We start from the raw sequence: 14091 nt of genomic DNA, 5'->3' as shown, positions 1-14091 counted from the left end.
TGTTCATCTTCTATCCCGGGGATACCGGCGGTAACGTCCCGGCTCACCCCCCTGTCGGTAGGAGCTGCCATGCCACGGCGTACCGCACCGAACGTGCTCGACAGACTGAGAACTCCCCGCAGATTCCCTTGGTTCCTGAAGACCACTGCCGTATGCGCCCTGATTGCCGGACTTTTGTCCCCGCTTTCCCAAGTGGCGGCCGAAGCCGCCGACACGGCCGGCACGACCGCGGCGGCCGCCGCCAACGACTACTGCGGCGGCCAGTGCTCCGACATCCTGCCGCCGGGCGAGAACGGCAACGCCACGCTCGCGCAGGTCCTCCTCAACCAGGCCTTCGGCATCCAGCCCGCCCACGCCGAGGACCAGCTCGGGCCCTACGCCAACCTGGCCACCGGGTACTCCTCCCTCACCGACGCGAAGATCAACACCTTCTTCAACGACGCGTCGTTCGGTGTCGCTTCCGATCAAGTCGCCTCCACCGAGAATCCCGCGGGCCGCACCGATGTCACGATCGTCCGCGACAAGAAGGTGGGCGTTCCGCACATCACCGGTACCACCAGATACGGCACGGAGTTCGGAGCCGGCTATGCGGCGGCCGAGGACCGGCTGTGGCTGATGGACGTCTTCCGGCACGTGGGCCGCGGCCAGCTCACCACCTTCGCCGGCGGTGTGGCCTCCAACCAGGGCCTCGAGCAGGAGTTCTACCGCAACGCCCCGTACACCGAGGCCGACCTCCAGGCGCAGATCGACAGCGTCATCGCCAACAACGGAGCCCGCGGCCAGCAGGCCCTCGACGACGCCAACGCCTACATCGCCGGCGTCAACGCCTACATCGACGCCTCCGACAGCGGCCGGTACTTCCCCGGCGAGTACGTGCTGACCGGGCACAAGGACTCGATCACCAACGCCGGCACCATCGACCACTTCAAGCTCACCGACCTGGTCGCGCTGGCCTCCGTGATCGGCTCGCTGTTCGGCTCCGGCGGTGGCGGCGAGGTCAACAACGCGCTGTCGCTGCTCGCCGCCCAGTCCCAGTACGGCGTGGAGGAGGGCACCAAGGTCTGGGAGTCCTTCCGCGAGCGCAACGACCCCGAGGCCGCGCTCACCATCCACGACGGCTCGAGCTTCCCGTACGGCACCAAGCCCGCCACCGCCCAGGGCCAGGCCCTGCCCGACGCCGGCTCGGTGACCACGGAACCGCTGATCTACGACGCCACCGGCACCGGGGCGAACCAGAGCGCCAGTGCCGCCTCCGCCGCGGCGACCGCGACCGCCCTCAGCTCGGCGAAACGCGGCATGTCCAACGCCCTTGTCGTCAGCGGCAGTCACACCGCCAGCGGCCATCCGGTCGCCGTCTTCGGCCCGCAGACCGGCTACTTCGCACCCCAGCTGCTCATGCTCCAGGAGATCCAGGGCCCGGGCATCAGCGCCCGCGGCGCCTCCTTCGCGGGTCTGAGCATGTACGTCGAACTCGGCCGCGGCCAGGACTACTCGTGGTCCGCGACCACCTCCGGCCAGGACATCATCGACACCTACGCGGTCGAACTGTGCCAGGACGACTACCACTACCTCTTCCACGGCACCTGCACGGCCATGGACAAGATCGAGCAGAAGAACGCCTGGAAGCCGACCACGGCCGACGGCACGGCGGCCGGCTCGTACACGATGAGAGTCTGGAAGACGAAGTACGGGCCCGTGGAGTACAGAGCGACCGTCGGCGGCAAGAAGGTCGCCTACACCACCCTGCGCTCCTCCTACATGCACGAGGCCGACTCGATCATCGGCTTCCAGATGCTCAACGACCCGGACTACGTGAAGAGTCCGCAGACCTTCCAGAGCGCGGCGCAGCACATCAACTACACCTTCAACTGGTTCTACGCCGACTCCCAGCACACCGCGTACTACAACAGCGGCAACAACCCGGTGCGGCCCAGCGGCGTCGACGCCGAGTTCCCGGTCTGGGCGCAGTCGGCCAACGAGTGGCAGAACTGGAACCCGACCACCAACACCTCGGACTACACACCCGCCTCCGCGCACCCCAACTCCATCGACCAGGACTACTACATCTCCTGGAACAACAAACAGGCCCTCAACTACACGACCGCGAGCTGGGGCGACGGCTCGGTGCACCGCGGCGACCTGCTCAACGACCGGGTGAAGAAGCTGGTCGCGGCGGGCGGGGTGACCCGGACGTCGCTGGTGAAGGCGATGGCCGACGCGGCGCTCACCGACCTGCGCGCCGAGGACGTGCTGCCGGACCTGCTGAAGGTGATCAACAGCAGTACGGTCACCGACACCACGGCGGCCGCCGCCGTCACCAAGCTCCAGACCTGGCTCACGGCGGGCGGCAAACGCACCGAGACCTCGGCGGGCTCCAAGACGTACGCCAACGCCGACGCCGTGCGGATCCTGGACGCCTGGTGGCCGCTGCTGGTGAAGGCCGAGTTCCAGCCCGGCCTCGGCACCGACCTGTACACCGCGTTCACCAACAACCTCTACATCGACGAGACCCCGTCGGCCGCCCACGGCCCGACCGGATCGCACGCCGGCAGCTCCTTCCAGTACGGCTGGTGGAGCTACGTCGACAAGGACATCCGGTCGGTGCTCGGACAGAGCGTGTCCGGGCCGCTGGCGAAGCAGTACTGCGGCGGGGGCAGCCTCAGCGCCTGCCGGGACATCCTCATCAGCACCCTGAAGACGGCGGCCGGCACCAGCGCGTCCACCGTCTACCCGGGCGACTCGCTGTGCGCGGCGGGCGACCAGTGGTGCGCCGACTCGATCGTCCAGCGCACCCTGGGCGGCATCAAGCACTACAACATCAGCTGGCAGAACCGGCCCACCTTCCAGCAGGTCGTGGAGTACACCTCGCACCGCTGATGCCCGGTGGCGGCGGGGTCACGCAATACGCCCCGCCGCCAGTACCAGCCGGACCAGTTCGGGGTGCACGATGTCGCTGTGCGCCCCGGCCGGCGGGCCACCCCGCCTGACGACCGCCGCCGCGTCGACGTTCACGCACCCCGACGCGGCGAGCGGTCCGCGCAACGCCCCGGCGAGATCGAGCTGTTGGGTGCCCGGTACGCCCTGCACCCCGTCGTGGCCCATCGCCCCCCACTCGGGGCCCAGCGTCCGTCCCAGGTCGACGCCCGCGAACGCGTTGTTCTCGCGCGCCGCCCGCGAGGCCAGCGGATACATCGTGCTCAGTGCCTGGTCGAAGCGGGAGTAGCAGCACACCAGCGGCCCGTCGATCCGGTTCTGCCGGCCGTGCAGCACCCCGCCCTTGCGCGGGTCCTGCGGCAGCCGCGCGGCGAACGCGTAGTGCGAGAAGGCGCCTTGGAGCAGCGTCACCGACTTCACCGTGCGCACCCCGTCCGGCAGCCCGCGCAGCGCGAACGACACCAGCCGGCCGCCGAAACTGTGCCCGACCAGATGCACCCGCACCTTGGGCGCCGCCTTCGCCAACTGCCCGATCACCGGCCCCAGTCCACGCTCCCCGACGGTCCCGGCGCGCCGCTTCATCGCGTAGTACGTCCCCTGCCGCAGCAGCTCCTTCGCGCCCTCCCAGGGGTTGGGCAGCGCGAACCCGGCGTGCTCACCGCCCGGCTGAAGGGTCGTCAGCGCCTGCGCGAACTCGTCGCAGAGCGCCGCCGGGTCCTCGGCCAGCAGCGCGGGCTCGCTGCGCGGGCCGTCCTCCGCGAGCGTGTCCGCCGCGAACAGCGGCTGCGGGCCGTCCGGTGCGGCCTCGACCAGCAGCCGCACCAGCCGCCCGAACTCGTCCAGTTCGGGCCCGGGCCGCCCGTCCAGCATCCGCGCGATCTGTTCGACCACCGTGGTCCGCCCGGGGAACGCCTCCAGCAGTGCGCGCCGGGTGTCCTTGTCGAGCGCCGGCCCCGGTGCCGCCTCCGCCTCCGTGGCCACCACGGACTTGGGGAAGTCCGGGATCGGCTCGTCGCAGAACCGCATCGACGGCCACACCACGCCCACGTACCCGATCTTCGCCTTCGGCGCCAACTCCCGGCAGGGCGCGAGGAACTGGTGGTAGAGCGCGGTCGCGGTCGAGCGGTCGTTGTTCCAGCCGTGCGCGAAGACGACCAGGTCCTTGACGCCCCGCCGGGACACCTCGGTGAGCAGCCGGTCCCGCTCGGCCGCGTCGACGTCCCCGTCCGCGTCGAAGGTCAGCTCCCAGTACGGACTCACCCTCGTCGCCGTCTGGGCAGTTGTCGGTTGTGCCATGACTGTTCCCTTCGTCCCCCGTGATGGTGCTATGTGGGCACATAGTCCTGCTCGAGAGGAGGGATGGCCATACACCGGGACCTATCCGTAGAGAAGGTATTCCTTCCGTGTCCTTCTGAACGCGGCGAGCTCCCGGCGCCAGCCGCCCACCACCTCGTCGGTGCCCGCGCCGGCGTCGATCGCCGTGCGCACGTGCGTGGAGCCGGTGAGCTTGTCGATCCAGTTGTCGGAGCGCCAAGCGAAGCCGCTCCACGCCTTCTTGGCGGTCACCAGCAGCGCGATCCCGGTGCGCACGGGGTCGTACGCGGCCCGGTCGTGCACATGGATCTGCACCCCTCCGACGGTCTTTCCCTGGAACTTGGAGAAGGTCGGCGCGAAGTACGCCTCCCTGAAGCGCACACCGGGCAGGCCGAGTTCGTTCACCGCGGCCGCCCAGCGCCCGTCGAGGCCCTCCGCGCCCAGCAGTTCGAAAGGGCGGGTGGTGCCGCGCCCCTCGGAGAGGTTGGTGCCCTCGAACAGACACGTCCCCGAGTACACCAGGGCGGTGTCGGGCGTCGGCATGTTGGGACTCGGCGGCACCCACGGCAGTGACCAGGCGTCGTAGAACTCCGACCGCCGCCACCCCGTCATCGTCACGGTCTCCAGCGGCACGGGCGCGGTCAGGAACTCCCCGTTGAACAGCCGCGCCAGCTCGGCCACCGTCATCCCGTGCGCCTGCGAGATCGGCTGCCGCCCGACGAAGGTCGCGAACTCCCGGTGCAGCACGGGCCCTTGGGCGGACCGCCCGGACACCGGGTTCGGCCGGTCCAGCACCACGAACCGCTTGCCGGCCAGCTGCGCGGCCTCCATGCAGTCGTAGAGCGTCCAGATGTACGTGTAGAAGCGGGCGCCGACGTCCTGGATGTCGAAGACGACCGTGTCGACGCCGGACGCGGTGAACACGTCGGCGAGAGGCTGACCGCTCTTCAGATACGTGTCGTAGACGGGGAGTCCGGTCGCGGGGTCGTCGTAGCGGCCCTCGGAGCCGCCGGCCTGGGCGGTGCCGCGGAAGCCGTGTTCGGGGCCGAAGACGGCGACCAGGTCCACGCGGTCATCGGCGTGCATGACGTCGACGATGTGCCTGACGTCCCGGGTGACGCCGGTGGGGTTGGTGACCACGCCGACCCGCCGGCCGTCGAGCAGCGCGTAGCCGGACGCGGCCAGGCGCTCGAAGCCGGTACGGAGGGGCCGACGGCCCGGGGCTGTGGAGTTCGGGGCCGTCGGGACCGGGGCCGCCGGGGTCGCCGATGCCGGGGGTGCCGAAGAGGTGAGTGCCGCTGCCGTGGTCGCTGCGAGGAGGGCTCGTCTGGAGGGGCGCATGCGTGCACGGTAAGGGCGCCGCCGCTAGTAGTCGACGGCCATGGGGGAGCCGTGTCGCGACCGCCTGCGTGCCGCCTCCTGAGCCTCCCTCAGTTCGGCGTGCACGGAGCGCAGTTTGTTGCGCACCTGGTTGTGGAGGCTGGTGAACTCGGACTCGGTGATCGTGCCGCGCTGCGCGTCCATGATCTGCCGGTGCACGGGCCCGCTGACCGAGCGTGCCCGGATCACCTCGGCGCTGCCGGCCCCCCGGCCCGGGTCCTCGATGACGTCGATGGCGAAGCTGATCCAGTCCGCCTTGTTGTACGCGCCGCCCGGCATGCCCGGCGACTCGGCCTCCGTCCGCTCGACGATCGCCTCGACGTTCAGCCGGATCGCGTAGCCGAGTCCCAGGAGGCGCTGCCGGAAGTCCCGCAACGCCGTCTCCATGGCCAGCTGTTCCGAGTTGACCGCGTTGGTGCCGACCACCAGGTTCTGGAACACGGTGGGGCCGTTGTCGCCGTCGCCGATGAGATGGCACCACTCGTGCGAGGCGAGCCGCCCGTTCGCGCCGCCCCGGCCGGTCGTCGGCATCATCTGGTGCGCGGCGAACCCGCCCATGGCCGTCGCGGTGTGGCGCCCGGCGGTCGCCCGGTCCACCGTCGGCGGCCGGGACACCCTGGTCTGCCCGCGCGTCCTGCCCTCCGCCTGGGCCTCGTCGGCGAGCGCGTCGAAGCCGCGCCGGCTCAGGAAACGACGCTCGTCCTTGGCCGTCCCGTCCGCGTTGGTGAAGTTCGGGTCGACGACGTTGCGCGTGTAGAAGACGAACGGCTCGCTCGGATCGGTCGGCAGCGGCACCAGCCCCTGGGTGTTCCCGTCGACGCGGTTGTCCGGCCCCAGACCTCGCGCCTGGGCCAGGGAATCGAGGTCCTGGCCGCCCACGTACGCCGGGTTGGGGGCCCAGTAGTCCCCGAAGCGGTAGGTCCGTCCCATCGACCGTCCGCCGGACCCCTTGGGGGTCATCCGGACGATGCGGAAGCGCCGCGCGGTGTCGATCAGCGTGGGACTGTGCCGGACATCGGTGTTGATGATCTCGACGCGGTAGACGTAGAACGAGGTCTGGTACTCCACCTCCCAGCTCTGCTGCAGGGTGCCGCCCCGGCGGCTCGCCGTCGCCCGGGGAAGCGAGGCGGTACGCGGGACCCGCAGTGCGTCCGTGTCGTATCCCTGGCGCTGGGCGGCGTAGGCGTGTTCCGGCGTCCGGACGAGCTGCCCCTCGGCGTCGAACTCCTCGTTCGGCACCCACAGCGCCACGATGTCGTCGATCTGGTCGCGCTGTGCCAGTTGCTCGTCCGCCGTCGCCCGGAGTGGATCCGGGGCCCGGCTGGACCGCATGCGCTGCACCGCCGCTCCGGGCGCGCCCGCGTGCGCGTGCCCCGCGTGGGAGTGCCCGGCGTGCTCGGCGGGCGCGTGCTCCCCGCCCGCGGGGGAGGCGGCGCCCAGGACGCGCGTGGCCTGCTGCTCGGCCTCGCGCTCGAAGCGGTCGCCGGGGTCGGAGACCCGCAGTCCGTCGCCGCGGTCGGTGCCCGCGACCGGGCCCGAGCGCTGCTGGACGACATGGGTCAGCTCATGGGCGAGCGTGTGCCGGTCCGCGCCGCCCTCGCCGATGACGACATGGCTGCCGGAGGTGTAGGCGCGGGCGCCGAGGCCCGCCGCGGACTCCTTGGCCGCCCCGTCGGTGTGCAGACGTACGTCGGAGAAGTCCGTCCCGAAGCGGGACTCCATGTCGGTGCGGGTCGTGGGGTCGAGCGGCTGCCCGGGACCGCGCAGCACGCTGTGCACCGACCGCTGCACGGCCGTCTCACCCGTCTCCCGTGCGCCGTCGTCCGCCGCGCGCTCCCGCTGGAGGGTCTGTCCGACGGCGGTGTTCCCGGCGAGCCGTTGCAGGGCGAGCAGGCCGGTCGGGTCGGCGGACCCCAGCCGTCCGGGGGCGGGAAGCCGGCCGGCGGGGGAGCGGGGCGCGAGCCGCGCCGGGCGGACACCGGCGCCGTCCTGCTCCCGCTCGTGCGAGGGACGCTGCGCCGCCATCAGCTCTCCTGTGCTCGTCCGGACGGGAAGAGTTCATGCTCGACGCTGCCCGAAAGGGAACCGAGAGTCGCCCGGACAGGAAATCGGGCAAACAAGGGGTTCACTTCTCAGGAACGGGTGGCGTGCGGAAGGTGAACAGCACCTCCGGTTCGGACGATTGCGACTGCTCCTCCGCCCCTTCCAGCGACATACCAACCGGTTAGTATGGACCCGCAACAGAGTCGCGGTCATCTAGTCTGGCCGCGCAGCCGAGCCGCAGTCATGAGGAGACCGATGGTGGAAGCCGTTCAGGGTGCCGGTGTGGTTGTGACGGGAGCCGGGGGTGGCATCGGGGCCGCGCTCGCCCGACGGTTCGCCGCCGAAGGAGCCCGGGTCGTCGTCAACGATCTGGACGGGGAACGGGCGAAGGCCGTCGCCGAGGAGATCGGTGGCATCGCCGTGCCGGGGGACGCCTCCGCGATCGTCGGTGCGGCCCGCGACGCGCTCGACGGGAGCATCGACGTCTACTGCGCCAACGCCGGTGTCGGCTTCGAGGGCGGGAACGTCGAGACGGGACTCGACGAGCACGCCTGGGCCGCGTCCTGGGACGTCAACGTCATGGCCCACGTCCGGGCCGCCCATGAGCTGCTGCCGGCCTGGCTGGAGCGCGGCAGCGGACGGTTCGTGTCCACCGTGTCGGCCGCCGGGCTGCTCACCATGATCGGGTCCGCGCCCTACAGCGTCACCAAGCACGGCGCGTACGCCTTCGCCGAGTATCTGTCGCTGACGTACCGGCACCGCGGGATCAAGGTCCACGCGATCTGCCCGCAGGGGGTGCGCACCGACATGCTCGCGGCCACCGGCAGCGCGGGCGACCTGGTGCTGCAGCCGACGGCGATCGAGCCCGAGGAGGTGGCCGCGGCGCTGATCAAGGGCATCGAGGAGGACCGCTTCCTGATCCTGCCGCACCCCGAGGTCGCCCAGTACTACCAGGTCAGGGCCGCCGAGCCGGACCGCTGGCTGAGCAACATGAACCACCTCCAGCAGAAGTGGGAGGCCACGCGGTGACCGCCTCCGGGTACGCGGCCAAGCCCTGGACGGCGCTGCTCAACGATGCGCAGCGCGCCCCGATCGCGCCGCTCGACACCCTGGTGCACGCCCTGGGCCGGGCCGTGACCGAGGCGCCCGACCGGGACTTCCTCGCCTACTTCGACGGCCGCCTCACCTACCGCGAGGTCGACGAGCTGAGCGACTCGGTCGCCGGTTACCTGGCCGAGCGCGGTCTGGAGCGCGGCGACCGGGTGGCGATCCTGCTCCAGAACTCCCCGCACTTCGTGCTCGCCCTGCTGGGCGCGTGGAAGGCGGGGGCCGTGGTGGTGCCGGTCAACCCGATGTACAAGTCGGGGGAGGTCACGCACGTCCTGCGGGACGGCGAGGTCACCGCGCTGATCTGCGCCGACCGGGCCTGGGAGTCGTATCTGCGCGAGACCGTCGCCGACTCGCCGGTGCGGATCGCGCTGACCGCGTGCGAGCTGGACTTCCAGACGCGTGACGACGCGCGCGTGCTGACCTTCGAGCGGCTGCCGCAGGCCGCCGACGCCGACGATCTCGTCACCGTGGCGCGGGCCGGGCACCCGGCGCCGGACGCGCGCGACCTGGCGCCCGCCGACATCGCGCTGATCAGCTACACCTCGGGCACCAGCGGCGCCCCCAAAGGCGCCACCAACACGCACGGCAACATCATGTACAACGCCGAACGGCAGCGGACCGCGCTCGCCCTGCCGGACGGGCCCGTCTACTACGCGCTCGCGCCGCTGTTCCACATCACCGGCATGGTCTGTCAGCTCGGCGCGTGTCTGAACAGCGTCGGCACGCTCGCGCTGACCTACCGCTTCGAGCCGGGGGTCGTGCTGGACGCGTTCGCCGAGCACCGGCCGCTCTACACGGTCGGCCCCTCGACCGCCTTCATGGCGCTGGGCGCCCACCCGGCCGCCACCCCGGACCACTTCGCCTCCTTCACGAACATCTCCAGCGGCGGCGCCCCGGTGCCGCCCGCCCTGGTGGAGAAGTTCCGGGCCGGCTTCGGGCCCTACATCCGCAACGGCTACGGGCTCACCGAGTGCACCGCCCCCTGCGCCTCCGTCCCGCCGCAGCTGGAGGCGCCCGTCGACCCGGTCTCCGGGACGCTGGCCGTGGGGGTCCCGGGCCCCGACACGGTCGTACGGATCGTCGACGAGCAGGGCGCCGAGGTGCCCTTCGGCGAGCAGGGCGAGATCCTCGTGCGCGGGCCGCAGGTCGTGCCCGGCTACTGGCGGCGCCCGGACGAGACCGCCGAGACGTTCCCGGACGGCGAACTGCGCACCGGCGACATCGGGTTCATGGACCCGCAGGGCTGGCTCTACGTCGTCGACCGCAAGAAGGACATGATCAACGCGTCCGGCTTCAAGGTCTGGCCGCGCGAGGTCGAGGACGTCCTCTACACGCACCCGGCGGTGCGTGAGGCGGCCGTCGTCGGGGTGCCCGACGGGTACCGCGGCGAGACCGTCAAGGCGTACATCAGCCTCCGCCCCGGCGCCGACCCGGACCCGGGTGAGCTCGCGGTGTACTGCAAGGAGAGACTGGCCGCCTACAAATACCCGCGGCAGGTCGAGATCCTGCCCGATCTGCCGAAGACGGCGACTGGCAAGATCCTCCGTCGAGAACTGCGTTCCCGCGCGCAGAACAGCAAACAGGCAGACTGAGACACAGCACAAGGCTCGGAAGGCAGGTGGCGGCAGAGTGCCCAGAACCACGGACGGCGACGGTACGCCCGTCCCGCAGCGGCTGCTGGCCGCCGCCACCCGGCTCTTCGCCGAGCAGGGCTACGACCGCACCTCCGTGCAGGAGATCGTCGAGGCGGCCGGCGTCACCAAAGGGGCGTTGTACCACTACTTCGGTTCCAAGGACGACCTCCTGCACGAGGTCTACGCGCGCGTGCTGCGCGTCCAGCAGGAGCGGCTCGACGCCTTCGCGGACGCGGACGAGCCGATCGAGAAGCGGCTGCGGGGTGCGGCGGCGGACGTCGTGGTCACGACCATCGAGAACCTCGACGACGCGATGATCTTCTTCCGCTCCATGCACCATCTCAGCCCTGAGAAGAACAAGCAGGTACGGGCCGAGCGCCGGCGCTACCACGAGCGGTTCCGTGCGCTGGTGGAGGAGGGGCAGGCGGCGGGCGTCTTCTCCACCGCGACCCCGGCGGACCTGGTGGTCGACTACCACTTCGGCTCCGTCCACCACCTCTCCACCTGGTACCGCCCCGACGGCCCGATGGGCGCGCAGGAGGTCGCGGACCACCTGGCGGACCTGCTGCTGCGGGCACTGCGCCCCTGAGCGCCGAGGATGGTTTTCGCCCCCGCCGCCCCTACCCGTCCCATCCTGGGGGCTGCCGCCCCCAGACCCCCGCTTCGGCCCTGAACGGGCCTCGTCCTCAAACGCCGGACGGGCTAAAAGATTCAAGCCCGGGTCCGCACAATCCAGCCCCTCCGGCGTTTGAGGAGCGGGGTCTGGGGCGGAGCCCCAGAAGGATGGGACGGGTAGGGGCGGCGGGGGCGAGGAAAACCCCCCACCAGCCCACGGAGTCACACGTACTGCTTCAACTCCCGCCGCGCCAGCGACCGTTGGTGCACCTCGTCCGGGCCGTCCGCCAGCATCAGGGTGCGGGCGCTCGCGTACAGCTCGGCGAGCGGGAAGTCCTGGCTGACACCACCCGCGCCGTGCAACTGAATCGCACGGTCGAGGATCTCGACGACCGTACGAGGCGTGGCGATCTTGATGGCCTGGATCTCGGTGTGGGCGCCCCTGTTGCCGACGGTGTCCATCATCCAGGCGGTCTTCAGGACCAGCAGCCGCAACTGCTCGACGGCCACGCGCGCGTCCGCGATCCAGTTCTGGACCACACCCTGCTGGGCCAGCGCCTTGCCGAACGCCGTACGGGAGACGGCCCGGCGGCACATCAGCTCGATCGCCCGCTCGGCCATGCCGATCAGCCGCATGCAGTGGTGGATCCGGCCGGGACCGAGCCGGGCCTGGGCGATGGCGAAGCCGCCGCCCTCCTCGCCGATCAGGTTGGACACCGGCACGCGCGCGTGGTCGAAGACGACCTCGGCGTGGCCGCCGTGGCTGTGGTCCTCGTAGCCGAAGACCTGCATGGCGCGCTTGATCGTGACGCCCGGGGTGTCGCGCGGGACCAGGACCATGGACTGCTGGCGGCGGGGGTCCGCGCCGTCCGGGTCGGTCTTGCCCATCACGATGAAGATCTTGCAGTCCGGGTTCATCGCCCCGGAGATGTACCACTTGCGCCCGGTGATGACGTAGTCGTCGCCGTCCCGCTCGATGAGCGTGGTGATGTTCGTGGCGTCCGAGGAGGCCACCTCCGGCTCGGTCATCGCGAACGCCGAGCGGATCTCACCGGCGAGCAGCGGCTCCAGCCACTGCTTCTTCTGCGCGTCGTCGGCGAACTGGGCCAGCACCTCCATGTTGCCGGTGTCCGGTGCCGCGCAATTCAGCGCGGTGGGCGCCAAGTGCGGGGAGCGGCCGGTGATTTCGGCGAGCGGGGCGTACTGGAGGTTGGTCAGCCCCGCGCCGTACTCCGCGTCGGGCAGGAAGAGGTTCCACAGGCCCTGGCGACGGGCCTCGGCCTTCAACTCCTCGACCACGACCGGGGTGTCCCACGGGGAGGCGAGCGCGGCCCGCTGCTCCTCGGCCACCGGCTCGGCCGGGTAGACGTACTCGTCCATGAAGGCGAGCAGCTTGGCGCGCAGTTCCTCGGTGCGCGCGTCGAACGCGAAGTCCATGGCGGATCAGCCTTCCTGAAGGGTGGTCAGGCCGTGCTCGATGAAGACGGGGACCAGGCCGCCGATGCGGTCGAAGCCGCGGCCGACCGTCTGGCCCTGGGTGTAGCGGAAGTGGATGCCCTCCAGGATCACGGCGAGCTTGAACCAGGCGAACGCGGTGTACCAGGAGACGGCCGACACATCCCGCCCGGAGCGCTGCGCGTACCGCTCGATCAGCTCGGCCGGGGCCGGGTGCCCGGGGGCCTCGGCGGTGGTGGAGACGGGCGAGTCCGGCGTGCCGAGCGGCAGGCTGTACATCACCAGCAGACCGAGGTCCGTGAGCGGGTCGCCCAGCGTCGACATCTCCCAGTCGAGGATCGCCGTGATGCGGTCGCCGTCGTCGATCAGGACGTTGTCGAGGCGGTAGTCGCCGTGCACGACCGTCGGCGCGGGGGAGTCGGGCAGCCGGCGCCCGAGCGTCGCGTGCAACTCGTCGATGCCGGCCAGCTCGCGGTTGCGGGACGCGTCCAACTGCTTGCCCCAGCGGCGCAGTTGCCGGTCCAGGAAGCCCTCCGGGCGGCCGAAGTCCGCGAGGCCCACCTCGGCGGGGTCCACCGCGTGCAGCTCGACCAGCGTGTCTACCAGGGACAGCACCGCGCCCCGGGTGCGCTCCGGACCGAGCGGCGCGAGCTGCTCGGCCGTGCGGTAGGGGGTGCCCGCCACGAACTCCATGACGTAGAACGACGCCCCGAGCACCTCGGTGTCCTCGCACAGCAGCACCGGACGCGGTACCGGCACGTCCGTCGGGTGCAGCGCGCTGATCACCCGGTGCTCGCGCTTCATGTCGTGCGCGGTGGCCAGCACATGGCCGAGCGGGGGCCGGCGGACGACCCACTTCGAGGCGCCGTCCGAGACCGCGTAGGTGAGGTTCGACCGTCCGCCCTCGATCAGCCGGCCGGACAGGGGGCCCTGCACCAGGCCGGGCCGCTCGTGGTCGAGCAGTCCGCGCAACCGGTCGAGATCGAGACCTGGCGGGTGGTCGGGACTCATCGGTGCTCCTTACCGGCGCGTGAACAGGACCAGTCCTATGATGCCGACCGGTCGGTATGTCGTCCAGTGTGCGGGGCCAACGTGATCGGGGCCACGATAGGCCGACAGCTCCCCGCCGGGTGCGGCGGGGAGCTGTCGGTGGGTGAATCCAGGCCAGGTCTCGGACGTCGGACGTCGAGCGCCGAGCGTCAGTGGTCGTCCCAGTGCCCGTCGTGCGCGGCGTGCCGGTGGCCGTCGTGGAGGTAGTCGACGTGGTCGCCGTGCAGGACGCTGTCGTGCCCGCAGCCCTCGCCGTGCCGGTGCTCGTGCGTCTCGTGCGCCGCGTGGGTGTCGGCCTCGCACTCGTCGTAGTGGCCGGCGTGCTCGCGGTGCAGGTGACCGTCGTGCGCGTAGTCGACGTGGTCCCCGTGCGGCACCTCGGAGTGTCCGCAGTCCGGGCCGTGGACGTGTGCGTGGGAGGTGTGTTCCAGGTGCTGGGTGGTCATGGTGCTCCCCTTCGGAGTACGGGGTGATGCGGACGTGCGGGCTGGTGCCGGGTGCCGGGTGATGCCGACGGACAGGCTGCCATGCAAACGTCGCATTTCCGGTCATCCGG

The 14091-nt window shown here is 71.0% G+C and carries 10 protein-coding genes; 4 read left to right on the top strand and 6 right to left on the bottom strand.

All coding sequences use genetic code 11. The features are described 5' to 3' along the window. The first annotated feature begins 69 nt into the window (after positions 1-69). On the top strand, positions 70-2877 hold the full coding sequence (locus ACWD5F_RS22170) for a penicillin acylase family protein (protein ID WP_451256538.1): 2808 nt from the start codon (positions 70-72) through the stop codon (positions 2875-2877). An 18-nt stretch (positions 2878-2895) separates the two neighbouring features. Here the strand turns inward: ACWD5F_RS22170 and ACWD5F_RS22165 are convergent, their stop codons facing one another. The 3 genes from ACWD5F_RS22165 to ACWD5F_RS22155 all read right to left on the bottom strand — a co-directional run bounded on the left by ACWD5F_RS22165 (position 2896) and on the right by ACWD5F_RS22155 (position 7653). Further along, a complete protein-coding gene (locus ACWD5F_RS22165) occupies positions 2896-4230 on the bottom strand; it encodes a serine-threonine protein kinase (RefSeq protein WP_451256536.1) in 1335 nt (444 codons plus the stop codon). Positions 4231-4311: 81 nt separating this feature from the next. Then, on the bottom strand, positions 4312-5589 hold the full coding sequence (locus tag ACWD5F_RS22160) for an exo-beta-N-acetylmuramidase NamZ family protein (RefSeq protein WP_451256534.1): 1278 nt from the start codon (positions 5587-5589) through the stop codon (positions 4312-4314). Between the two features lie 24 nt (positions 5590-5613). Beyond that, the gene (locus tag ACWD5F_RS22155; protein ID WP_451256532.1) at positions 5614-7653 is read right to left on the bottom strand and encodes an eCIS core domain-containing protein; all 2040 of its coding nucleotides are present in this window, start codon (positions 7651-7653) and stop codon (positions 5614-5616) included. Positions 7654-7926: 273 nt separating this feature from the next. On the opposite strand from ACWD5F_RS22155, the gene ACWD5F_RS22150 reads away from it, so the two are divergent. Genes ACWD5F_RS22150 through ACWD5F_RS22140 form a run of 3 tightly spaced genes read left to right on the top strand, consistent with a single transcriptional unit; the run spans position 7927 to position 11004 of the window. Continuing rightward, positions 7927-8700, top strand: a complete 774-nt coding sequence (locus tag ACWD5F_RS22150; RefSeq protein ID WP_401727578.1) for an SDR family oxidoreductase — start codon at positions 7927-7929, stop codon at positions 8698-8700. Next, positions 8697-10373, top strand: coding sequence for a class I adenylate-forming enzyme family protein (locus ACWD5F_RS22145; RefSeq protein ID WP_451256530.1), 1677 nt, complete (start codon positions 8697-8699; stop codon positions 10371-10373). The genes ACWD5F_RS22150 and ACWD5F_RS22145 overlap by 4 nt, the downstream gene beginning before the upstream one ends. A gap of 37 nt (positions 10374-10410) precedes the next feature. Further along, a complete protein-coding gene (locus ACWD5F_RS22140; protein WP_401727580.1) occupies positions 10411-11004 on the top strand; it encodes a TetR/AcrR family transcriptional regulator in 594 nt (197 codons plus the stop codon). Positions 11005-11252: 248 nt separating this feature from the next. Here ACWD5F_RS22140 and ACWD5F_RS22135 read toward each other — a convergent pair whose 3' ends face one another. From ACWD5F_RS22135 to ACWD5F_RS22125, 3 genes are all read right to left on the bottom strand, one after another. After that, positions 11253-12467 carry an acyl-CoA dehydrogenase family protein gene (locus ACWD5F_RS22135; RefSeq protein ID WP_451256527.1) on the bottom strand — a complete coding sequence of 405 codons (1215 nt, stop codon included), beginning with the start codon at positions 12465-12467 and terminating at the stop codon, positions 11253-11255. Positions 12468-12473: 6 nt separating this feature from the next. Continuing rightward, positions 12474-13496 (bottom strand): phosphotransferase family protein, encoded by a 1023-nt coding sequence (locus ACWD5F_RS22130; protein WP_451256525.1) that lies wholly within the window; start codon positions 13494-13496, stop codon positions 12474-12476. Positions 13497-13684: 188 nt separating this feature from the next. After that, entirely contained in the window at positions 13685-13981 is a 297-nt protein-coding gene (locus tag ACWD5F_RS22125) for a hypothetical protein (protein WP_451256523.1), read from the bottom strand. Between the last annotated feature and the right edge of the window lie 110 nt (positions 13982-14091).

The sequence above is a fragment of the Streptomyces sp. NPDC002499 genome (assembly GCF_053595415.1).
Note: the sequence above shows the minus strand (reverse complement) of the source record. Positions and strands in the feature narration are given on the sequence as shown.

Coding starts and splice junctions, on each gene's coding strand:
- ACWD5F_RS22170 (WP_451256538.1), top strand. CDS start 70: ATGCCACGGCGTACCGCACCGAACGTGCTCGACAGACTGAGAACTCCC.
- ACWD5F_RS22165 (WP_451256536.1), bottom strand. CDS start 4,230: ATGGCACAACCGACAACTGCCCAGACGGCGACGAGGGTGAGTCCGTAC.
- ACWD5F_RS22160 (WP_451256534.1), bottom strand. CDS start 5,589: ATGCGCCCCTCCAGACGAGCCCTCCTCGCAGCGACCACGGCAGCGGCA.
- ACWD5F_RS22155 (WP_451256532.1), bottom strand. CDS start 7,653: ATGGCGGCGCAGCGTCCCTCGCACGAGCGGGAGCAGGACGGCGCCGGT.
- ACWD5F_RS22150 (WP_401727578.1), top strand. CDS start 7,927: ATGGTGGAAGCCGTTCAGGGTGCCGGTGTGGTTGTGACGGGAGCCGGG.
- ACWD5F_RS22135 (WP_451256527.1), bottom strand. CDS start 12,467: ATGGACTTCGCGTTCGACGCGCGCACCGAGGAACTGCGCGCCAAGCTG.
- ACWD5F_RS22130 (WP_451256525.1), bottom strand. CDS start 13,496: ATGAGTCCCGACCACCCGCCAGGTCTCGATCTCGACCGGTTGCGCGGA.
- ACWD5F_RS22125 (WP_451256523.1), bottom strand. CDS start 13,981: ATGACCACCCAGCACCTGGAACACACCTCCCACGCACACGTCCACGGC.